17 protein-coding genes are annotated in these 22,459 nt (G+C 67.2%); 13 read left to right on the top strand and 4 right to left on the bottom strand.

Going from position 1 to position 22,459, the window contains the following annotated elements; all coding sequences use genetic code 11:
- Nucleotide 1: 1 nt before the first annotated feature.
- On the bottom strand, nt 2-463 hold the full coding sequence (locus HIV01_RS12175) for a MarR family winged helix-turn-helix transcriptional regulator (protein WP_200607457.1): 462 nt from the start codon (nt 461-463) through the stop codon (nt 2-4).
- Between the two features lie 201 nt (nt 464-664).
- On the opposite strand from HIV01_RS12175, the gene msrA reads away from it, so the two are divergent.
- The 6 genes from msrA to HIV01_RS12145 all read left to right on the top strand — a co-directional run bounded on the left by msrA (nt 665) and on the right by HIV01_RS12145 (nt 5,978).
- On the top strand, nt 665-1,171 hold the full coding sequence (gene msrA / locus HIV01_RS12170) for a peptide-methionine (S)-S-oxide reductase MsrA (protein WP_200607456.1): 507 nt from the start codon (nt 665-667) through the stop codon (nt 1,169-1,171).
- A gap of 105 nt (nt 1,172-1,276) precedes the next feature.
- On the top strand, nt 1,277-3,142 hold the full coding sequence (locus tag HIV01_RS12165) for a serine hydrolase domain-containing protein (protein WP_200607454.1): 1,866 nt from the start codon (nt 1,277-1,279) through the stop codon (nt 3,140-3,142).
- 80 nt (nt 3,143-3,222) lie between these two features.
- On the top strand, nt 3,223-3,894 hold the full coding sequence (locus HIV01_RS12160; RefSeq protein ID WP_200607452.1) for a dioxygenase family protein: 672 nt from the start codon (nt 3,223-3,225) through the stop codon (nt 3,892-3,894).
- Nucleotides 3,895-4,057: 163 nt separating this feature from the next.
- Nucleotides 4,058-4,927, top strand: coding sequence for a DUF2167 domain-containing protein (locus HIV01_RS12155; protein WP_200607450.1), 870 nt, complete (start codon nt 4,058-4,060; stop codon nt 4,925-4,927).
- A complete protein-coding gene (locus tag HIV01_RS12150; RefSeq protein ID WP_200607449.1) occupies nt 4,924-5,631 on the top strand; it encodes a hypothetical protein in 708 nt (235 codons plus the stop codon). Before HIV01_RS12155 ends, HIV01_RS12150 begins: the two co-directional genes overlap by 4 nt.
- The gene (locus HIV01_RS12145; protein WP_200607447.1) at nt 5,628-5,978 is read left to right on the top strand and encodes a J domain-containing protein; all 351 of its coding nucleotides are present in this window, start codon (nt 5,628-5,630) and stop codon (nt 5,976-5,978) included. The genes HIV01_RS12150 and HIV01_RS12145 overlap by 4 nt, the downstream gene beginning before the upstream one ends.
- Nucleotides 5,979-6,022: 44 nt before the next feature.
- On the opposite strand, the gene HIV01_RS12140 is transcribed toward HIV01_RS12145, so the two are convergent.
- Both HIV01_RS12140 and HIV01_RS12135 read right to left on the bottom strand, forming a co-directional pair.
- The gene (locus HIV01_RS12140; protein WP_200607445.1) at nt 6,023-7,048 is read right to left on the bottom strand and encodes a methyltransferase; all 1,026 of its coding nucleotides are present in this window, start codon (nt 7,046-7,048) and stop codon (nt 6,023-6,025) included.
- Between the two features lie 77 nt (nt 7,049-7,125).
- Complete coding sequence (locus HIV01_RS12135; protein ID WP_200607443.1) at nt 7,126-7,758, bottom strand: helix-turn-helix domain-containing protein; 633 nt, start codon at nt 7,756-7,758, stop codon at nt 7,126-7,128.
- A 228-nt stretch (nt 7,759-7,986) separates the two neighbouring features.
- Between HIV01_RS12135 and HIV01_RS18170 the strand changes: the two genes are divergently transcribed.
- The 6 genes from HIV01_RS18170 (at nt 7,987) to HIV01_RS12110 (ending at nt 17,446) form a co-directional block, all read left to right on the top strand.
- On the top strand, nt 7,987-10,023 hold the full coding sequence (locus tag HIV01_RS18170) for a serine hydrolase domain-containing protein (protein WP_245156794.1): 2,037 nt from the start codon (nt 7,987-7,989) through the stop codon (nt 10,021-10,023).
- A 19-nt stretch (nt 10,024-10,042) separates the two neighbouring features.
- Complete coding sequence (locus tag HIV01_RS12130) at nt 10,043-11,041, top strand: dipeptide epimerase (protein WP_245156793.1); 999 nt, start codon at nt 10,043-10,045, stop codon at nt 11,039-11,041.
- Nucleotides 11,042-11,043: 2 nt separating this feature from the next.
- The gene (locus HIV01_RS12125; protein WP_200607439.1) at nt 11,044-12,387 is read left to right on the top strand and encodes a peptide MFS transporter; all 1,344 of its coding nucleotides are present in this window, start codon (nt 11,044-11,046) and stop codon (nt 12,385-12,387) included.
- 62 nt (nt 12,388-12,449) lie between these two features.
- Complete coding sequence (locus HIV01_RS12120) at nt 12,450-14,789, top strand: TonB-dependent receptor (RefSeq protein WP_207526948.1); 2,340 nt, start codon at nt 12,450-12,452, stop codon at nt 14,787-14,789.
- A 6-nt stretch (nt 14,790-14,795) separates the two neighbouring features.
- Complete coding sequence (locus HIV01_RS12115) at nt 14,796-15,839, top strand: N-acetyltransferase DgcN family protein (protein ID WP_200607435.1); 1,044 nt, start codon at nt 14,796-14,798, stop codon at nt 15,837-15,839.
- Nucleotides 15,836-17,446, top strand: coding sequence for a serine hydrolase (locus tag HIV01_RS12110; protein WP_245156792.1), 1,611 nt, complete (start codon nt 15,836-15,838; stop codon nt 17,444-17,446). The genes HIV01_RS12115 and HIV01_RS12110 overlap by 4 nt, the downstream gene beginning before the upstream one ends.
- 54 nt (nt 17,447-17,500) lie before the next feature.
- On the opposite strand, the gene HIV01_RS12105 is transcribed toward HIV01_RS12110, so the two are convergent.
- A complete protein-coding gene (locus tag HIV01_RS12105) occupies nt 17,501-18,082 on the bottom strand; it encodes a DUF4136 domain-containing protein (protein ID WP_245156791.1) in 582 nt (193 codons plus the stop codon).
- 353 nt (nt 18,083-18,435) lie between these two features.
- Here HIV01_RS12105 and HIV01_RS12100 point away from each other — a divergent pair, with 353 nt between their 5' ends.
- Nucleotides 18,436-22,452: an autotransporter outer membrane beta-barrel domain-containing protein gene (locus HIV01_RS12100; RefSeq protein WP_200607433.1), complete on the top strand. Its 4,017-nt coding sequence runs from the start codon at nt 18,436-18,438 to the stop codon at nt 22,450-22,452.
- The last annotated feature ends 7 nt before the right edge of the window (nt 22,453-22,459 follow it).

Genomic DNA, 22,459 nt, shown 5'->3' with positions numbered 1-22,459 from the left:
ATTACGCGTCGCGTTGTTCGGTGGCGTGCAGCACGTTGTTGCGCAGCGTGACGATTTCCTTCTGCAGCCGGTTGAAGTCCTTCGCGGTCAGGCCGGTCGCATTGCCGAGGTCGACATCGGCCCGCTCGCGCAGGCGCTGGCCGGCGCGGGTCACGCGAACGCGGACCTGGCGCTCGTCGGCGGGGTCGCGCGCGCGCTCGACGAAGCCCATCGCCTCGAGCTTCTTCAGGATGGGCGTGAGCGTGTTGGACTCCAGGAACAGCTTCTCGCCCAGCCCGCTGACGGTCTGGTCGTCCTGCTCCCACAGCGCCACGAGCGTGACGTACTGGGTGTAGGTGAGGCCGAGCGCGTCGAGGATGGGCCGGTACGCCTTGCCGAAGGCGAGGTTGGCCGAGTAGACGGCGAAGCACAGGAACTCGGACAGCTTCCGGTCCGCGGCCCGTTCATTCTGTTTGGCTTTCATGGATGCCTCCGAATCGATGGCCGGATCGTATCACGTATGCGATGCAATCGCTAGCGTGGTATATTCGGCGCTGGAGTCGACCCGACCCCGGCGGCATCGCCGGGGGACCATTGAATTCGACCGCACCGGCTCCATCTTGTACATCGCGTCCGATCAACACGCATGCGATTAACATAGATTGAACACTTGGAGAGTACCGATATGACCACTGCAACCGAGACCGCCATCCTGGCCGGCGGCTGCTTCTGGGGAATGCAGGACCTGCTGCGTCGCTATCCCGGCATCGTGTCCACGCGCGTCGGATACAGCGGAGGCGATGTCCCCAATGCCACTTATCGCAACCACGGCACCCATGCCGAGGCCATCGAGCTGGTGTTCGATCCGGCGGTGATCAGCTATCGCAAGATCCTGGAACTGTTCTTCCAGATCCACGATCCGAGCACCAAGAATCGGCAGGGCAACGACCTCGGCCTGAGCTACCGCTCGGCGATCTTCTACACCAGCGAAGAGCAGAAGAAGACGGCGGAAAACACCATCGCCGATGTCGACGCTTCCGGGCTGTGGCCGGGCAAGGCCGTCACCGAAGTCGCCCCGGCCGGACCCTTCTGGGAAGCGGAGCCGGAGCACCAGGATTACCTGGAGCGCTACCCCGAGGGCTACACCTGCCATTTCATCCGGCCGGACTGGGTGCTGCCGGAACGCGCGTGACACGCTGAGTGCTTTGACGCAGCCGGGGTGGCCTCACCCCGGCTGTTTGTCTGTTCGACCGTGGATGGCCGACACTGGCCAGCACCGCATCTCCATCAGGCAGCCATGGCATCACGTCCCAAGGATGGAACCGGCGCATTCCCGCGCGGCTCATGGCTGGTCCTGGCCTACTTGTTCTTGTTGTTGCCATTGCAGGCCGCTGCCGGCATGGCTCCCGCCCAGCGGCACGCATTGCACGCAACCATGGCGGAGCAGCTGCGAGGCCAGCAACTGCAGGGCGCGGTCTGGGCGCTGGTGACGCAAGACGGTGGAATCGTCACCGACGCAGCAGGCATCCGGGACACCCGTGACGGTGCCGCGCTGGGTGCCGACGATCGCGTGCATGTCGGCTCGATTGCCAAGACCCTGCTCGCCACCGGCGTGTTGCACCTGGTCAGCCAGAAACGGCTCACGCTCGACACGCCCGTATCGACGCTGCTGCCGGGGATCGCGTTCGACAACCCATGGCAGGCGAGCGATCCGGTGCGCGTGCGCCATCTGCTCGACCACACCAGCGGCCTCGACGATGCCCGCTTCTCGCAGGTCTTCAGCCTGAAAGCGGATGCCGATGCGCCGTTGGCGAATGCCTTCGCGCGATCCGTGCCGCTGCAGGTGCGCAGCCGCCCTGGCAGCAGGCATTCCTATTCCAATAGCGGCTACACCCTGCTGGGGATGGTCGTGGAGGCGGTGGTCGGTTCGCGCTACGAGGCCTATCTCGACGCGAACCTGCTCAGGCCACTGGGCATGCACGACAGCACCTTCGCATTCACCACCCAGGAAGGCGCAGGTGCCGACCCGCGCCTGGCAATGGGGCACTTCGAAGCCGGCAAGCGGCAGTTCGCGGTGCCGATCGACCTCAGGCCGGCGTCGCAGTTCACCACGACCGCGGCCGACATGGGCCGGCTGGCGCGCTTCCTGATGAGTGACGGCCGCATCGACGGCGCAACGTTCATCGACACTGCATTGCTGCAGTCGATGGGGCAGCCTGTCGCCACCGAGGCAGCGCGGGGCGGATTGCGCGTGGGCTACGGCCTTGGCCTGGCGACGCGCGATCGCCACGGCGCCGTCGGCAAGTGCCATGGCGGCAGCACGGTCGGTTACCGGGCGATGCTGTGCCTGTTTCCGGCACGGCAGCTTGCGTTCTTCGTCGCCGTCAACGCCGATGTCGAAGGCGCGGACTACGGTCGGCTGGATCGCGCGCTGGTGGATGCACTTGGCGTGCAAACGCACGGAAAACCGGTCACGGCCGCGCCGGTCGATATCTCACGCTGGAGCGGCTACTACATTCCATCACCCAACCGCTTCGCATCATTTGCCTGGCTGGACACGACGCTGAACTTCGTCCGTGTTCGCGGCGATCGCGGTGGCCTGATCCTGAAGCCGTTCCAGTCGCCCGAACTGACACTGGTGCCCGCGGGCGGGGCGCTGTTCCGCGCCGCCGATCGCACGATCCCTTCGCACGTGGCGCTGACGCTTGGCGATGGCAGGGGTGTCATCAGCACCGGGCTGCAATCGTACGAGCAGACCTCGCTGCTGAAGCTGGCATTGCTGTGGACGAGCCTGGCCGCTGGCCTGCTCGGACTGGTCTGGTTGCTGCTCGCCGGCGTGACCAGGCTGGTGGCCGCGCCGCGCGCGCTGGTGTCGCGGCCGGTGTTCGCTCCATTGCTCGGCGTGCTGGCATTGCTCGTGCCGTTGCCCTTCTTCCTGCGACAGTCGTTCCTGCAGCTCGGTGACCTGACCGTGGCCAGCGCCCTGCTGTTCGCGGTGACGTTGCTGCTGCCGGTGACGATGCTGATCGGCCTTGCGGTGGCTTACCGGCGGCGGCCGTTGTCGACTGCAACCCGGGTCGAGCTGCTGGCGATGCTGGCGGTGCTGCAATGGGCGCTGGTGTTGATGTACTGGGGACTGTTGCCGCTACGGCTCTGGGCCTGAACCGGGACAGCGCATGGCGATGTCCGTGTCGCGGCAGCGGCAGCGTTCTCCCATCATCACGGCCAGCGGGAGTGCAGCGCATGCGCAAGGTGCCCAAGGTGCCTGACTCGCGTCGATACCTGCTCGGCGCGCTCGCGGGTTTCACCCTGGCGTCGCGCTGGGGCGGCGCCCTGGCAAGGACCCTGCTGCCGGCCACGCCTGCGCAGACCAGCGGCCCGTTCTACCCGAAGCTGCGGCCGCTCGACCAGGACATGGATCTGACCGTTGTCGCCGGGCGTCCCGGGCGCGCCAAGGGGCAGGTGATCCATGTGACCGGGCGCGTACTGGACAGCAATGGCAAGCCGGTACCGGGAGCCCGCATCGAACTGTGGCAGGCCAATGCCGGTGGTCGTTACGACCATCCCGACGACATCAATCCCGAACCGCTGGATCCCAACTTCCAGGGCTTCGCCACGCAACTGACCGACGCGGAAGGACGCTACCGGTTCAAGACGATCAAGCCCGGCGCCTATCCGATGAATCCGGCCAACCCGGTCAATGTCCGTCCACCGCACATCCATCTGGACGTGGTTGCGGCCGACCAGCACCTGGTCACGCAGATGTACTTCCCCGGCGAGAAGCTCAACAGCCAGGACCGCATCTTCAACGCGATCAAGGGAAGCAAGGACACGGTCATCGCCAGGGTGATCGCGCCGACGCCGGACATCGAGCCGGGTGCGAGCCTGCTTCACTTCGACATCGTGCTGGCCTGAAGTCGCGGCGGTCGCCACATAGCCGAACTGGCCTTGCCTGTTGCCCGTTCAGGGCCGCAGCCCTTAGGCTTGGCCCCGTCCTGCGCATGTGGAATACCGGCGGGACCGGCGGTGGGGACCGCTGGCTCGTGCGAATCCACATCAACCAGGGGAAGAACGAATCATGCGGAAGCATCTGTTTTCCGTGCTGGCGGCGATTGCGCTGACGCTGGCAGCCGGGCTCATGCCTGCGATCGCGCAGGAATCCGATGGCGACTCGGCAATCACGAGCCTGCCGTGGCAGGTCGGCCCGAGCAAGGGCGTGATCGCCGGCAAGGCCGCGATCGACGTGCCGAAGGGCTATGCGTTCCTCGGCGCCGAAGGCACGCGCCAGCTCAACGAGATCCTGCAGAACCCGCCGACCGGCAGCGACGAGTACACGCTGGCACCGAAGGACCTGAGCTGGTTCTCGTTCTTCAGCTACGACGAAGTCGGTTACGTGAAGGACGACGAGACGCTGGATCCGGACGAGATCCTCGGTTCGATCAAGGAAGGCACCGAAGCATCCAATTCGGCACGCCGCGAGCGCGGCTGGGAGACGATGCGCATCGAAGGCTGGAGCTTCAAGCCGCAGTACGACAAGCAGCTGCAACTGCTGGAGTGGGCCATCCTTGCCGAGGCCGAACAGTCGAAGCAGAAGGTGGTCAACTACAACACGCGCCTGCTCGGCCGCCATGGCGTGATGGAAGTGGTGCTGGTCGCCGATCCGGAAGGACTCGACGCCGCCATTGCCGACTTCAAGGGCCTGGTGCCGGGTTACTCGTTCAACGCCGGCGAGAAGTACGCCGAGTTCCAGGCGGGTGATCACGTCGCCGAGTACGGACTGGCCGCGCTGATCACTGGCGGTGCCGCGGCAGTGGCCTCGAAGAAGGGCTTCTTCGCGGCGATCGCGGTGTTCCTGGCCAAGGCCTGGAAGCTGGTGCTGCTGGGCGTCGCCGGTGGCTGGGCGGCCTTCCGCAAGTTCTTCGGCAAGAAGGACGGCACGGTGCAATGAACCTGCCGATGGAGTTCCTGCTGGTGGTCGGCGTCCTCGCGCTATACCTGCAGGACTCCATGCTGCTGCTTCATTACGACGAGGTGGTGCTCGAACGGTCGGGCTGGCGCTGGCGGGCCTCGACCGGTTCGGGGTTCGAACTGGCCGGTCGGCGTGTGTACCTGCCCAATCCGTTTCGTCCGACTGCCCCGACATTCCGCCTGACCTGGCTCGACGATGGCGCCGATGCGCGACCGGAGTACTGGGCCGGGCTGAATCATTTCGTCGCCGGGTTGGCAGCGTTGAAAGGTGGGTGCCGGTTGCTGTGGTGGTTGCTGCTGCTGGCGCTGCCGTTACTGTTGTGGCGTTTTCCGCATCCGCTGGCGCTGCTGGCATTGACCGCGGTGGTGTATGCCGCCTGTGCCTGGCTGGTGGTGCAGTTGTGGCGGTATCGGCGTGTGTTCGGGCTGAGCGATGGCGAGGCGCGCTCGATTGCATTCGAAGCATTGTGTTGCCCGCCGCATGCGATCAACCTGATCCGGCGCGTGTCGCTGCGTCGTGGCTTGCGTGGCAATGCGATCGACGTGGCGAGCCGTGTACTGCCGGGTGAGGATGCCGCGCGCACCGGTCGCGCCATTGGCGAGCGGATGGCACTGGCCCTGGATTTCGCCGAAGACGATGCGCGGTTGCTGAAGGCGAAGCAGCGATTGGAGGTGTTGCGGTGACGACGACCGAGTTGATGGTGATCGTGGGCGCAGGTGCGCTCGGCTACTGGCTGGTGGCGGTGATGTGGCCCAACCTGCGCAAGGGCGGCCGCGCGGCGCCGCCTGCGGTGCCGCAGGGGCAGGCGCTGATGTGGCATGAGGAGCTGGGCGTGCCCGCCGATGCCAGCCGCGAGCAGATCGAGGCGGCGTATCGGGCAAAGAAGGCCGAGTACGATCCGGCGCGGGTTGCGCACCTGGCCGCGGACATCCGCGAGATGAGCCGCTATCGCAGCGAGCAGCTCGACCTTGCCTACGACGCGGCCCTGCGCGACCTGGAGTGGCTGCGGCCGCGCGGTCGCGAGGTGTAGGGGGCCGTCGTTCCCGCGAAGGCGGGAACCCATGGACGTTGCTTCTACTTCCAGGCCACCGCCGCGCTTGCCGGCCCGCCCAATGGAATCACCTCGGTACGTTCGAATCCCGCTTCCCGGCACCAGCCGTCGAAGTCGCGCGCGGTGAAGTCGAACGCGTCCCCGAACTCGATCAGCATGTTCAGCGACATCATCAGGCCGAAGGCATTCTCGCGCCGGGCATCGTCGATCAGGTTCTCGATGACGACGAACGCGCCACCCTTGCGCAGCGACTCGTAGGCGGCGCGGACCAGATGGCGTTTACCTTCCAGGTTCCAGTCGTGCAGGATCATCCCCATCGTGATGATGTCGGCGCTCGGCAACGGCTGGGTGAGGAAATCGACCGACTGCGCGCGCACCTGGTCCGATAGCCCGGCCTTGGCGATTTCGCGCTCGGCGATGGGCGTCACCACCGGCAGGTCGGCGCTGATGCAGCGCATGTGCGGGTGGCGCCGGGCCACTGCCATCGACAGCTGGCCGGTGGCGCCACCGACGTCGCACAGGGTGGTGCAGCGCGAGAAGTCGAAGGCCTCGGCGAAGGCGCGGAAGTTGCCGGCCGAAATGCCCGCCATCGCACCCATGAACTGCTCCAGCCGGGCCGGATCGCGGTACAGCTCCTCGAACATCGAGGCGCCGGTCCGCTTGATCTCGTTCTGCGGCTGTCCGCTGCGCAGGGCTTCGCTCAGGTCGCCCCAGAACGGGTAGAGGCGGTCGTTGGCCATCGACAGGAAGCCGCCGATGTAGCCCTTGCTGGCGCGATCGAGGAACAGCGCGGTCTCGGCCGTGTTGCGGTAACGCGCCTGCGCGCCGTCGCCGTCGCGCTCGAGGAAGCCCAGCGCCAGCAGGGTGTCGAAGAAGTCGGGGTTGGCGCGCGGGCTCAGTCCCAGCGCCGCCTGCAGCTCGGCGCCGGTCATCGCGGCCGAGCCCAGGCGCGTGAACAGGTCCAGGTCCACCGCCGAGAGCAGGGTCTTGGCCGGCCAGAAACCCATGCCGACCTCGATGATCCGCGCAGGAGTCAGCTCGTCGTTCATGCGGCACCTCGGCAAACCGGAGTCTGCTGAACAACGCGGCCGGGCAGGGTGCGCGGCCAGCCACATGTTTGCCGGCGTCAGCGGGCGGTTTCGTCGCCGTGCAGGGTCATCAGCGACTGCATCAGCTGCTCGTCGCTGCTGGAGCACACGCCGAGCAGGACGACCTCCTCGCAGCCCTCGGCGGCGACATAGGCGTGGCCCATGTTGGAGTCGATGTACACCGACTCGCCGGCCTCCAGCACGATCGGATCGTAGAACTCGGTGTGCACTTCGGCGCGGCCCTCGAGCACGTAGATGTACTCCTCGCCCGAATGCCGGACCAGGTCGCCGAACTCGCGGATGCTCTTGGCGCGCACGCGCGTGACCACCGGGATCATGCGTTTGCGGCGCAGTTCCGGGCACAGGTAGTAGTAGTCGTAGTTGGGCGTGTTGACGCGGATGGAGTCGTCGATGCGGCCGATGCTGCGACGCGCGGTCACCGCCGGCTCGGAGGCCTCGTCGGTCTCGGCGAACAGTTCGGACATGCGCATGTTCAGCCGCTGGCTCAGCTGCAACAGCTTGTCGTAGCTCAGCGTCAGGCGGTCGTGCTCGATCTTGGACAGGGTCGAGAGCGGGATGCCGCACTTCTCGCTCATTTCCTTGAGCGTCCAGCCATTACGCGCGCGCAGCGAGCGCAGCAGGCTGCCAATCGTGGGGTGTTGCGAAGTCATCTAGCGGGGGCTCCTGCCGGGCACTTCGTCCGGACGCGCCTGGCGGCGCACCGGGGACTGGTAGCCATGATCCTGCGTTTTGCCGAGATTGGCCAGAACGGGTTGACAATTCTCTGATTAGGATCATTAATGCCCAAACAGGTCGATAAGCGGCCTGACTGCGCCCGGTTTGGCCGGATGCGCCAGTGGGGATCCGCCTTCGGGCATGAACTTGGGGAGTACGTGTCGATGCGTCTGACTGCAGTCTCGTGCCTGATCGGAACGATCCTGGCCCTGCAAGGTTCGCCTACGCTGGCCCAGCAGGGGCAGGAACTGAAGCCTGCGGTGCCGGTACCGGACGCACCGGCGGCCCTGTCGAATGCGCCAGCCGTGGCGACCGAAGCGCCTGGAATCCAGCAAGCCCCCGGCGTGGCCGCGCTCAACCGCGCCGACGTCGAAGCCTGGCTGGACGGTTTCATGCCTTACGCGCTCAAGCGCGGCGACATCGCCGGTTCGGTCGTGGTGGTGGTGAAGGATGGCCAGGTGCTGCTGCAGAAGGGCTACGGCTATGCCGATGTCGCCTCGCGCAAGCCGGTCGATCCGGACAGGACGCTGTTCCGCCCGGGCTCGGTGTCCAAGCTGCTGACCTGGACCGCGGTCATGCAGTTGGTCGAGCAGGGCAAGCTCAACCTCGACGAGGACATCAACAAGTACCTCGATTTCGCCGTTCCCGCCCGCGACGGCAAGCCGGTGACGCTGCGCCAGGCCATGACCCACACCACGGGCATGGAAGAAACCGCGCGCGCGCTGATCGCCAACGACGAGAAGGGCCTGATCCCGCTCGAGACCTACCTCAAGCACTGGGTGCCCACGCGCATCTACGATCCGGGCGTCACGCCGTCGTACTCCAACTACGCCACCGCATTGGCCGGCTACGTGGTCCAGCGCGTGTCGGGCCAGTCGTTCGACGACTACATCGACCAGCACATCTTCAAGCCGCTGGAGATGCAGCACTCGAGCTTCCGCCAGCCGTTGCCCAAGCACCTGCAGCCGTTGATGGCCAGCGGTTACGCGAAGGCGTCCGAGGGCAAGGCCAAGTCGTACGAGATCGTCAACCCGGCACCGGCCGGCAGCTTGGCCGCGACCGGCGCGGACATGGCGAAGTTCATGATCGCCCACCTCAACAACGGCGCTTACGGCGATGCGCGCATCCTGTCGGAAGCGACCGCGCGGCAGATGCACGACACCACGCTGACGATCCTGCCGCCGCTCAACCGCATGGCGCTGGGATTCTACGAGGCCAACATCAACGGCCACCGCTCGGTCGCGCACGCCGGCGACACGCAGTGGTTCCACAGCGACCTGCACCTGTTCCCGGATGACGGCGTCGGCCTCTACATCTCGGTCAACTCCAGTGGCAAGGAAGGCGCGGCCCACGTGGTCCGCAACGAGCTGTTCCACGGGTTCGCCGACCGCTACCTGCCCGGCCCGAACGCCGAAGGCAAGGTCGACGAAGCCACCGCCAAGCAGCACGCGGCGCAGATCGCCGGCCGCTACGACAACAGTCGCCGTTCCGAGGATGGCTTCGTCGCGCTGGCCTACCTGCTCGGCCAGCCGACCGTGGTCGCCAACGAGGACGGCACCATCACCGTGCCCGACCTGCTCGGCGCCAACGGTGCACCGAAAAAGTGGCGCGAAGTCGCCCCGTATGTCTGGCGCGACCTCGACAGTGCCGACCGCATCGCCGCCAAAGTGGTCGACGGCAAGGTCGTGCGCTTCAGCACCGATCCGATCTCGCCCTTCATGGTCTTCGACCGCACGCCCTGGTACCGCTCCGGCGGCGTGTTCCTGCCGATCCTCGCCATTGGCCTGGGCGCGTTGCTGCTGACCGTGCTGGCATGGCCGATCTCGGCCCTGGTGCGTCGCCACTACAAGGTGCCGTACCAGCTCGTCGGTGCCGACGCCGTCTGGCACAAGCGCATCCGCATCGCATCGCTGGCCGTGCTGGTCGCACTGGGCGGCGCGGTGGCCATGGCCATAGCGATGCTGAGCAGCCTCGACATGCTCTCGCCGGCCAACGACATATGGGTCAACACGCTGCGCCTGTTGAACCTGGTGGTGCTGCCGCTGGCCACGCTGGTCGGCCTGGCCAATGCATGGCACGTGCTGCGCAGCGGTCGCCGCTGGCCGGCCAAGCTGTGGAGCGTGGTGCTCGCGCTGTCGATGCTGGGGCTGCTGTGGTTCGGCATCTCCCAGAACATCCTCGGCTACGGCGCCAACTACTGACGACGGCAGGAATACTTCAGTGGCTACTGCCGTCAGTGTCGATATCCGCAATGAACTGCTTCGTCTTGCCAAGCCGTTCCGCATCTCCGGTCACGTCTTCCGCGATTCGCCGGTGACGGTGGTGACCCTGCGCCATGGCCCGCACCAGGGCCGTGGCGAAGGGGCAGGGGTCTATTACCTTCGCGATGAGCCCGCCGACATGCTGGCGACGCTGGAATCGCATCGCGAAGCGATCGAGTCCGGGCTCAGCCGCGACGAGCTGCGCTCGCTGCTGCCGCCCGGCGGCGCCCGCAACGCGCTCGACTGCGCGCTGTGGGAGCTGCAGGCCAGCCGCGCCGGCGTGCCGGTGTGGAAGCTGGCCGGCCTGGAATCGGCGCGACCGTTGCTGACGACCTACACACTGGGTGCGGACGAGCCGCAGGTGATGGGCGCCGGCGCGGTGGCCTATACGCATGCCCGCGCGATCAAGATGAAGCTGACGGGCGAGGTCGACATCGACATCGAGCGCGTCCGCGCCGTGCGCGCTGCGCGTCCGGACGTCTGGCTCGGCGTCGACGCCAACCAGGGCTATGTCGCCGACACCCTGCAACGCCTGGTGCCGGTGCTGGTCGACGAGGACGTCTCGTTGCTCGAGCAGCCGTGTGCGCGCGGCGACGAAGCCTGCCTCGACGGTCTCGATTGCTCCGTCGCCATCGCCGCCGACGAAAGCGTGCAGGGCCTGGACGAGATCGAACCGCTGCTGGGCCGCTTCGACGTGGTCAACATCAAGCTCGACAAATGCGGTGGCCTCACCGAAGGCCTGCTGATGGCCGAGCGTGCACGCGCGCTGGGCCTGCAGGTGATGGTCGGCAACATGATCGGCACCAGCTGGGCGATGGGCGCCGGTTTCGTCCTCGGCCAGCATTGCGACATCGTCGATCTCGACGGCGCGTTGTTCCTGGCGCAGGACCGCAGCCCGGGGGTGATCTACGCCGACGGCCAGGTCGACTGCCCCGGCAACGTCTGGGGCGGCTGCTGATCATGGTCGCAAGCGCGCGCAGCCGGGACCTGTTCGGCCAGCCGCGTGGCCTCTCGGTGCTGTTCCTGACGCAGATGTGGGAGATCTTCTCCTACTACGGCATGCGCTCGCTGCTGGTCTATTACATGACCAAGCAGTTGCTGCTTGGCCAGCAGCAGGCGTCGCTGGTGTACGGCGTGTACACCGCGACCGTCTACTTCACCCCGATCATCGGCGGCGTCATCTCCGATCGCTGGCTCGGCCGTCGCCGCGCCGTGATCATCGGCGCCTCGATCATGGCGTTCGGCCATTTCCTGATGGCCTCCGAGAGCCTGTTCTACTTCGCGCTCGCGGCGATCGCACTCGGCAACGGCCTGTTCCTGCCGAGCCTGCCGAGCCAGATCGACGGCCTGTACGCCAAGGACGATCCGCGTCGCGGCTCGGCCTACAACGTCTATTACGTCGGCATCAATGTCGGCGGCCTGCTGGCGCCGCTGGTCTGCGGCACCCTGGGCGAACTCTACGGCTGGCACTACGGCTTCGGCGCCGCCGGCATCGGCATGGTCGCCGGCCTGCTGATCTACGTGCTCGGCGCGCGCCACCTGCCCGAGGAAGGGCTGCATCCGACTCGCAAGGACACGGCCGCCACGCCCGCCGTCGCATTGCAGCGCCATGAACTGTGGCAGCGCCTGCGCGTGCTGGTCGCCATCGCACTGACGGTGATGCTGTTCCGCGGCGCCTACGAGCAGGTCGGCAACACGATCGCGCTGTGGGCCGACACCGGCATCAACCGGACGCTCGCCGGAAGCATGCTCGGTGGTTTCGTGATCCCGATGACCTGGTTCCAGTCGCTTAATCCACTGCTGGTGATCGTGCTCACGCCGTTGTTCGTGGCGCACTGGACGCGGCAGGCGCGACACGGTCGCGAACCCGCGCCGGCGCGCAAGATGGCGATGGGCGCGATCGGCGTCGCCTGCGCCTACCTGATGCTCGCCGCGGTCAGCGCAAGCACACCGGCAGGACAGGCGAGCTGGATCTGGCTGGCGCTGTTCTTCCTGGTGCTGACCTCGGGCGAACTTTTCATCCTGCCGATCGGCCTGGGCCTGTTCGCGCGCCTGGCGCCTGCCGGCCACGGCGCCACCACCATCGCCGCGTGGTTCTCCGCGACCTTCGGCGGCAGCCTGCTCGCAGGCTTGCTGGGCACGTACTGGAGCGTGCTCGGGCCTTCCTCTTTCTTCGTACTCATGGGCGCTGTCGGCATCGCCGCCGGCGTCCTGCTGTGGCTGCTCGACCGTCCCACCCGCCGGGTGGAAGCGGTCGCGCAGTTGCCTGCGGCGGCCACGATCGCGGCCCCGACGACTCCTTAGTTCGCATCACAGACCACCAGGGGAACGACGATATGCATCACGTTGACGCAAGCAGCAACCCGATGTCATCCACGCGCACGTCGATGCGAACGCTGCGCCGCAGCCCGCTGGCGATGGTCATCACCGGCACGCTGGCGATGGCAGTGGCCGGATCGGCCTTCGCACAGGACGCCGCCTCCGCCGGCGGTCACAGCGCGACCGAGCTGGACAAGGTCGTGGTCACGGCCAACAAGCGCTCGGAGAACATCCGCGAGGTGCCGTCCTCGATCAGCGTGATCACCGAAGAGAGCATCGAGAACGCGCACGCCACCCAGCTCAGCGACTTCCAGGCCACCGTGCCGGGCCTGTACATCAGCACCAACGGTTCGCCCGGCAAGACCAAGGTCTCGCTGCGCGGCGTGTCGCCGCTGTCTTCCAGCGCGACCGTCGGCACCTACCTGGACGAAACCCCGCTGGGCTCCAGCGGCATCTACCAGGCCGCCAACTTCTTCGCCCTCGACCTGCTGCCCTACGACATCGGCCGCATCGAAGTGCTGCGCGGACCGCAGGGCACGCTGTACGGCGCCAGCGCGATGGGCGGCCTGATCAAGTACGTGTCGGTGGCGCCTGACCTGAGCGCCACCGAATTCCGCGTCGGCGGCGGCCTGTCGAGCGTCGAGGACTCCGGTGACCTGGGCTGGAACGCGCGCTTCGGTGCCAACGTGCCGCTGGTCGACGACCGCCTCGGCCTGCGCGTGAGCTACGCCCAGAACGAGCTGCCGGGCTACATCGACAACAGCGTCAACGGCGAGGAAGACATCAACTCCGGCAAGCAGACCAGTGCGCGCGTGGCAATGCGCTGGCAGGGCGAGGCCGCAACGCTCGACCTGACCGCGATGCGGCAGACCGTCGACAGCGACAACAACGCCCAGGTCGCGCTCGATCCCGAATCGCTCAAGCCGTTGTTCGGCGACCTGACCAACAACGTCTTCGTCGACGAACCGTTCTACAAGGACGTCGACTTCTACTCGGCCACCGTCAACTGGAACCTGGGCTGGGCCGACTTCGTGTCCGCCACGGGCTACTCGGAGTCGCGCAGCAACCAGCGCCAGGACTCGACCATCCAGTTCGGCGGCGTCGCCGACCTGCTCCTCGGCCTGCCCGAGCCGGGCAGCTCGTCGTTCGACATCGGCCTGGACCTGGACAAGTTCACCCAGGAGTTCCGCCTGGTCTCGAAGGACAGCGGCCCGTTCGAGTGGATGGCCGGCGTGTTCTACACCAAGGAAGACGCCGTTCAGAACCAGGTCGCCAAGTTGAACCAGCTCGACGGCTCGCCGCTGCCGGCGCCGTACGACAGCATCGCCGGCACGCTGGCGGTGATGGCGATCCCGAGCACCTACGAGGAAACCGCGTTCTTCGCCAACGGTGCCTACAACTTCACCGACGACTTCAAGATCGGTGCCGGCGTGCGCTGGGCGCGCAACGAGCAGGACTTCTCGCAGAATGTCACTGAAGGCATCCTGCTTCCGATCGGCGACACGCCCAACAGCTCCTCCGAGGACGTGTTCACCTGGAGCCTGAGCCCGCAGCTGCAGCTCAGCGACGAGGCGATGATCTACGCGCGCGTTGCCACCGGCTACCAGCCGGGTGGCCCGAACGTGCTGGTCGAGGGCCTGCCTTCGCAGGTCGATTCCTCGACGCTGACCAACTACGAGCTGGGCCTGAAGTCGCTGTGGCTCGACAACCGCGTGCAGGTCGACCTGACCGGTTTCCATATCGCGTGGGAAGACATCCAGGTGGCCTCGGTGGTCAACGGCGTGTCCGGCCTGGTCAATGCCGGCAAGGCCAGCAGCACCGGCATGGAGCTGTCCACGGTGTTCCATGCCACCGAGAACTTCCAGGTCGGCCTCAACGGTTCCTACACCGATGCCAAGCTCGACGAGAGCTTCCCGGTGATCCGGGCATCGTCGCCGCCGTACCTGGTGGAGATCACCAGCGGCGCCAAGGGTGATGCCCTGCCGTACGTGCCCGAGTGGTCGTGGAATGCGACGGCCGATTACTACCTGCCGCTGTCCAACGGCTGGACCGCGCACTTCGGCGGCGCCCTGCGCTACGTCAGCGAGCGCCGCAACGGCACCACCACGCGCCAGGACATCCTCGACCCCAGCACCGCGCCGCCGACGCTGCTGATGAGCGATGTCACGCTGCCGCTGGAGCTGGACGCTTACACCGTTGCCGACCTCAACGCCTACATCAGCAACGAGAACTGGACGTTCCGCGCGTACGTGAAGAATGTCAGCGACGAGCGCGCGTACCAGTCCATCGGCGACGTCACCAGCGAACTGACCGACGTCACCGAGAAGCTCGTCGCCGCGCCCATCCAGCCGCGGACCTTCGGCATCGAGGTCGACTACAGGTTCTGATCGAAGATGCACGCCGCCCGTTCGTTGCACCAATCCGAGCCGCCCGCGCTGCCCGCGCCGTACCTGCTGTTCCTGGGGGACACGGTGGAACCCGGTTACGCCAAGACCGCCTTCGGTCTGCGTGACTGGGCGCCGGAGCGGTGCGTGGGCGAGTACCTGCTACCCGGCGCCCGTGTCAGCACGGGCCTGCCGGCGATGTCGCCGACGCAGGCCTACGCGGCCGGTGCACGCGCGCTGGTCATCGGCGTCGCCAATGCCGGGGGTGTCATCCCCGAGCATTGGGTGGCCGCGCTGATCACCGCGGTGGAAGCAGGTCTGGACATCATCAGCGGCATGCACATGCGGCTGTCGGAACTGCCTGCGTTGCAGCGCGCCGCCACCTGCCATGGCCGCGAGTTGATCGACGTGCGCCGTCCGCCGGACAAGCTGCCGATCGCCACCGGCCGCAAACGCAGCGGCAATCGATTGCTGACCGTCGGCACCGATTGCGCGCTGGGCAAGAAGTACACCGCGCTGGCACTGGCGCGCGCCTTTACTTCGCGCGGGCTGGATGCGGACTTCCGCGCCACCGGCCAGACCGGGATCCTGATCGCCGGCGGCGGCATTCCGATGGATGCGGTGATCGCCGACTTCGCTGCCGGCGCGGCCGAGATGCTCACGCCGGATGCGGCTGCGGCCCATTGGGATGTCATCGAAGGCCAAGGCTCGCTGTTCCATCCGGCCTACGCCGGCGTGTCGCTGGCATTGCTCCATGGCAGCCAGCCCGACGTGGTCGTGGTCTGCCACCAGCCTGGTCGTGATCGCGTGCTTGGACATGCGCACTACGCGTTGCCGAGCATCGAAGACACGATCGCGCTGAACCTGCAGCTGGGCCGTCGCACCAATCCGCGCATCCGTTGCGGCGGCGTCAGCCTCAATACCGCCCACCTCGACGAGGACGCCGCGCGCCGCCTGCTGGCGGCCGAAAGCGACCGCCTCGGTTGTGCCGTCGCCGACCCGATCCGCGGCGGCGCCGAGTTCGAAGCACTCATCAACGAATGTCTGGGATGAACATGTCTGCCAAGCGCCGCATGCACAAGCGAACCCTGCTACGAATCGTCCCGGCCGTAGCCGGGGTCGCCTTCAGCTTTGCCGCGTGGGCGGCGCCGCCGGCCGACCTCGACGAGCACGTCAACGCGGTGATCCGCGAGCAGGGCGTGCCCGGCATGGCCGTCACCATCGTCGAGCAGGGCAAGGTGGTGCATGCCAAGGGCTATGGAGTCCGCAAGCTGGGCTCGCCCGAGCCGGTCGATGCCGACACGATCTTCCCGACCGGTTCGACCGGCAAGGCGATCACCACCGCGGCGCTGGCCGTGCTGGTCGACGAAGGCAAGATCGGCTGGGACGACAAGGTCATCGACCACATCCCCGGCTTCCAGATGTACGACGCCTGGGTCACGCGCGAGATGACCATCCGCGATCTGCTCGTGCACCGCAGCGGTCTTGGCCTGGGCGCGGGCGACCTGATGTTCGTGCCGCGCTCGTCGCTCAGCCGCGCCGAAACCGTGCGCCGCCTGCGCTACATCAAGCCGGCAACCAGCTTCCGCAGCGGCTATGCCTACGACAACCTGCTGTACGCCGTCGCCGGCCAGCTGATCGAGGACGTCAGCGGCCAGGATTGGGAAACCTTCGTGCGCGAGCGCGTGCTCAAGCCGGCCGGCATGGGCACCTCGACCACGCGCGATGTCGACCGCTGGGCTACCGCCAACCGCGTGCAGCCGCATGCGCGCATGGACGGCGGCTTCCGCGGCGTCGGCAAGCAGGAAGTGCTCGACGAGCGCCAGAGCCTGGGCGCCAACGCGTCGCCGGCCGGCGGCGTGTCGTCGAGCGCGAACGACTTCGGCCATTGGCTGCAGATCCAGCTCGCCCACGGCGCACTGCCGGACGGCAAGGGCCGTCTCTTCAGCGAGGACGCCTCGCGCGAGATGTGGACGCCACAGGTGCTGATGCCGATCAACGCCTATCCGGCGCCGATCGCGGAAGCCACCCCGCAGTTCTCGGCGTACGCGCTGGGCTGGGATGTGCGCGACTACCGCGGTGCCAAGATCATCGAGCACGGCGGCGCGGTGTTCGGCGTGCAGACGATGGTGGTGCTGATCCCCGACAAGCAGGTCGCCTTCTCGCTGCAGATCAACTCCGAGGATGGCGTGGTCCTGCGCGGCCTGACCTTCGAGCTGCTCGACCACTACCTGGGCGGACCGAAGCGCGATTGGGTCGGCGACTTCGCTGCCTACAAGAAGGCCCGCGTCCAGGGCGCCCTCGACTTCCTCGCCAAGAGCAAGACCGAGAAGAAGCCATCACGCCCGTCGCTGCCGTTGAACGGCTATGCCGGCAAGTTTGCCGACCCGTGGTATGGCCCGATTGAGATCCGACAGGAGAAGGGTCGCCTGCGCCTGGACTTCAAGCAGACGCCGAACATGGTCGGCACCCTGGAGCACTGGCAGTACGACACGTACCAGGTTCGCTGGGACGACCGCACGGCCGAACCGGCCTACGTCAGTTTCGGGGTCGACGCCGACGGCAAGGTCGACCGCATCACGATGAAGGCGGTGTCGCCGCTGGCGGACTTCAGCTGGGATTACCACGACCTGCTATTCACGCCGCAAGGGGGCGGCTGAAGAAAGTGCGGCGCCGGATCTCTCCCCGGCGCCGCACTGGCAGGTTCTGACTTGCTACTGCGCCTGTGCGATCGGCGCGCCCGGCGGGAAGGTCGCGAACATCTTGTCGACGCTGGCGAGCATGTTGGTGGTCTGCCGCTGCGGATCGGACGGCACCGTGCCCTGCGCAATGCCGCGCCAGATGGCGCGCTTGCTCTGCGCATCGAACATGTCCAGCACCAGCGTGCCGTAGGTGTAGGCGCGGGTCGTGGTCGAGCCGTAGCTCGCGCCCCAGCCCCAACCGCCGCAGCAACCCCAGCCACCCCAACCGCCGCCCCAGCCCCAGCCGCCCCACGCAGGGCCGCTGTAGAAACTGTCGAGGCTGTAGCGCGTCTCGGTGGCGACGTTGGCGACGATGTCGATCTGCGCTTCGGTGGACTGTGTCCAGCCGCGCTCGCGCAGCTTGGCGTCGACGGCCGCGACCAGGCGCTGCTGCTCGAGCGGCGAATAGCCTTCCGGCTTCTGCGCCCAGCGGTAGGTCCGGTACTGGCCGAAGCTCACGCCCGGGTCGTAGTCGGTGAAAACGGCTGGCGTGGTCGCGCAGCCGGAGACCATCGCGATGCCCATCGCGACGAACAGAATGAGTGAACGTTTCATGGCCGGCTCCCAGGTGGCGGCGACATCAGCATACGCCTGCGATCGTTCTGCAAGCGAGGGCGGACCGGAGGCTTTCTGAAGCATTCAGTGTGCCCGGTAGGCCCACTTCGGCTCCGGGACCTGTCCGGACTTTTGTGGGCGCGGCTGCCCCGCAGGCCGCCCCGCGCGCTTTCGTGCCAGACCGGCGGCGAGGCCTTCCTCGCGGGCTGGCGCGACATGACTGCGCGCGGTGACGTCGCTTTCACCGCGGTTGCGATACCACTTCGGCCCTGCTCGCGCCCCGTCGGCGCGCCGGCGCCGGCAACCAAGGGAAGCTTCAGTCAGCCGGTGTCCACGCATAAAGGAGCGTGGCCATGTTGGAACCGTCCAGGCACGATCTGGCGGGCGCTTGCCGTAAGGCCCGCCTGCGTCGACTTCCCCTTGCCCTTGGCATCGCCTCGGCGCTGCTGTCGCCTGTCCATGCGCAGACCTGCCCGACACCGGTGGCCGTCGACGGCACCACGTGCGTCGTCGCCGCCGGCACCACCATCACCGTCGCCACGGCGAACGGGGCAGGCGTAAGTGCCAGCGGCCCCACGGGGCAGGTCACGGCCGACGAGGTCAACGTGCGCCTCGGCGCGGCGGGGACAACGGCGATCTTCTCGCAGCTGGGCGCGTTTGTTTTCTTTCGCCGCAGCGCGACAGCCACGACGTCGATCGGTGCCGCGGCAAACGGCCAGTTCGGCCTGCGCGCAACCGGCGGTGGCGGCTTCATCGAGTCCGCGAGCTCGGACATATCGTTGGCGCCGGCATCGGGCACCACCAACAACCTGCGCGGTGTCAGCGCGGAAGCCGGTAGCGTCATCGCATTGGGCGACACCCGCGTGACCGTGCGTGGCGGCGCCAACGGAACCGGCAACTACGGCGTGCAGGCGCTCGGCCCGGGCAGCCTGGTCTCGATTTCCGGAGGCGCCATCGACACGTCGTCGCGGGGTGCATTCGCCGTACTGGCGCAGGACGGGGGCAAGGTCGACCTCAGCCACGGCACCCAGGTCACCTCTGCAGGCGCGCAGATCGTCGCTTCCAATACCGGCAGCCACGCGCTGGTATCCACCGGCATCGGCAGCCAGGTCAATGCCAACCAGATCACCGCCAGCACCTCGGGAGCGCTCGCCAATGCAGCCAGGGCAGAGGCCGGCGCCACCCTCAGCCTGATCAGCAGCCAACTGTCCAGCACCGGCGCCGGCAGCGCGATCGCATCGTCGGCCGGCATCCGCGTGCTTTCCGGCGGCACCTTGAACATGAGCGGCACCGGCAGCGCGGTGACCGCGACAGGCTTGTGGGGCAACGGCCTGCAGATCGAGGACGCCGGATCGACCGCGACCGTGTCCGACACCGCCATCCGCGTCGAAGCCGGGCGTGCCATGGGCGTGCTGATCAGGAATGGCGGCACTGCCGGAATCAGCAACAGCAGCATCGTCAATGCCGGCGTCACCGCTGGACCGTGGGCGCCGGGAGTACAGGTCGAAGGCACCGGCTCGGCGCTGGTGATGACCGGCAGCCAGGTCAGCACCCTGCAGCAGACGTCGTTTGGCATCCGCGCACTGGCCGGCGCCGACATCAACCTGTCCAACACCTCCATCACCACCGCCGGCGGTTACTCGGCGGCGCTGCAAGGCGGCAGTTCGACCATCACCGGTACCGACCTCACCATCGTCACCACCGGCGACAACAACGCCATGGGCGCCCTGTCGGACGGCAACAATGTCTTGACCCTGATCCGCGGCACCATCGATACGAGTGGCAATTCGGTGGCGCAGGCGGCTTACCCGCACGCGATGGGCGCACGCAATCCCGGTGGTGTACTCAACGCCGATGGCACGATCGCCCACACCCGCGGTTTCATCGCCATGGGCGCCTGGGCCGATGACGGGGGCACTACCAACATCGCCAATGTGCGCATCACCACGGAAGGCGAGCGCGGCATCGGCGCATTCGCCATCGTCGAGCAGCAAGGCGATCAGTTCGTCGCCAGCCTGACCGGAAACAACACGACGATCGAGACCTTCGGCACCAATGCCCATGGCGCCACCGCGCAGGCGCGCAACGACCTGCCTGGCGCCACGGCCACCGTCAGCCTCGGCGATTCGGCCGTCACCACCCACGGCACTGGCGCGCAAGGCCTGCGCGCGGTGCTGGCCAACTACGGCTCGACGCCGACCGGGCGCGGTGAGGCAGTCGTCGTCGCCAATCGCAGCACGGTCGTCACCGAGGGCGATTCGGCGCATGGCGCGCTGTCGAAGGACGCGCCAACGTCGGTGACAATCAACCAGACCTCGATCCGCACCAGTGGTGCGGCCGCGCATGGCGCGGTATCGGCGATCGGCGGTCGCATCAGCGGTACAGACGCGGACGTGGCGGCCTCGGGTGCCTTGTCGATGTCGCTGTTCGTGCTGGGCGAACCCGGCGCTGTCTCGAGCGCGGACTTCGCCGGCAGCACGCTGGCCAATGCCAGCGGGCCGAATGTCGGCGTCGCCGGCAATGGCGTCATTGCACTCACCGACTCCACCGTCGATGGATCGGACCAATGGCTGCGCGTTGGCACCATCAACGATTTTCCGCCGCCCGTCGCCACGGACCTTCCCGAAACCGGCCCGGGCGACTTCCCCGACGACGAAGGCAATCCGCCCGTCGCCGCCCCGCCGCCGCTGGCAGCGCCGCCCTTTGCCGTCACCCCCGGGCTGGCGGACATCACGGCAACACGATCGACCATGACCGGTTCGGCGTTCACCGCCGCTGGCAGCGTGGCCAACCTCACGCTGGTCGACGCGACCTGGAACATGACCGGCAGTTCCAACCTCACCAACCTGGTCAACGATCCGAGCCTGATCGATTTTTCCGCGCCGGTCGGCGGTGCCTTCAAGACCCTCACGGTGGTCAACTACAGCGGCGACGGCACCATCGCCCTCAACACCGTGCTCGGCGACGACAGTTCGCCGTCGGACCTGCTCGTCGTCGACGGCGGCACCGCTTCCGGTGCCAGCCACCTGCAGATCAAACAGGCCGGTGGTGCCGGCGCGGTGACGGTCGCCAACGGCATCCTCGTAGTCGATGCCGTGAACGGAGCGACGACAACGCCGACGGCCTTTGCGCTGGCGGCACCTGTGTTCGCCGGGCCCTACGAATACACGCTGCAACGAAGCAGCCGCGATGCCAGTGGACCGGAAGACTGGTTTCTGCGCTCGACGATCGACTGCTCCGCAGCGAATGCGCCATCACCGCCGTGCCCGGCGCCGCCGCCTCCGCCACCTCCGCCGCCACCTCCGCCGCCGCCGCCGCCCGACCCGCCTACGCCGACGCCACCAACGCCGCCGACGCCTCCGATCCCGAACATCCGCGCCGAGGTGTCCTTGTATGCCGCGCTGGCACCGACGGCGTTGAACTACGGCCGCGCGCTGTTGGACACGCTGCACGAACGCGTCGGCGAGCAGGAACTGCTATGGGCGCGCAGCGACCTCGACGAGGACCGAAGCACGGTCGATGGCATGTGGGGCCGGCTGATATACGTCAACGGTGATCGCGACGGCTCCGCCAACGGCATCTTCGGTCGTGGCCCGAGCTATGACTTCGTCACCGGTGCCGTTCAGATCGGCTACGACCTGTATCGTCACGAGGAACCCGACGAGCACCGCGACCATGCAGGCCTCTACGGTGCGGTGGGCTATGCCGAAGCCGAGGTCGAGCATTTCGACGGTCGCAGTGCCGGTGACGAGCGCATCGACGGCTACACTCTGGGCGGCTACTGGACGCGGTATGGCCGCAAGCAGTGGTACGTCGACTCCGTTCTGCAGGCCACGTGGTACGAAGCGTCGGCCAATCCGCAGCGAGGGCGCATCTTCAAGCGCATGCGCACCGACGGCCTGGGGCTGGCGGCGTCGATCGAGGGCGGTTACCCGTTCCGCAGCAAGCACGACTGGGTGCTCGAGCCGCAGGGCCAGCTGATCTACCAGTGGATCGATCTGAACGACACCTCCGACCTCGCGGCCGACGTCCGCTTCGATGATGTCGACTCGCTGGTCGGCCGTCTCAGTGCGCGGCTGTCGCGCGAGTGGTCGCACGATGAAGCGAGCGCGCCATTGTTCAGCACCGGCTGGGGCCGGGTCAGCGTGTGGCATGAGTTCCGCGGCGACCCCGTCACCAGCTTCTCGTCACAGGCAGGTTTCGTCCCCTTCCATGCCGACCTCGGCGGCAGCTGGTGGGAACTCGAGCTGGGCCTGACGCGTGAGATCGACCGCAACGTCTTCTTCTATGGCAACGCCGGTTATGCCCAGGGGTTCGATGACGATCGCCACTCCTGGGAGGGCAAGTTCGGACTGCGCGCAAACTGGTAGGCCGTGC

This window comes from Lysobacter arenosi, assembly GCF_016613475.2.
In the GTDB taxonomy this organism is placed as follows: domain Bacteria; phylum Pseudomonadota; class Gammaproteobacteria; order Xanthomonadales; family Xanthomonadaceae; genus Lysobacter_J; species Lysobacter_J arenosi.
Note: the sequence above shows the minus strand (reverse complement) of the source record. Positions and strands in the feature narration are given on the sequence as shown.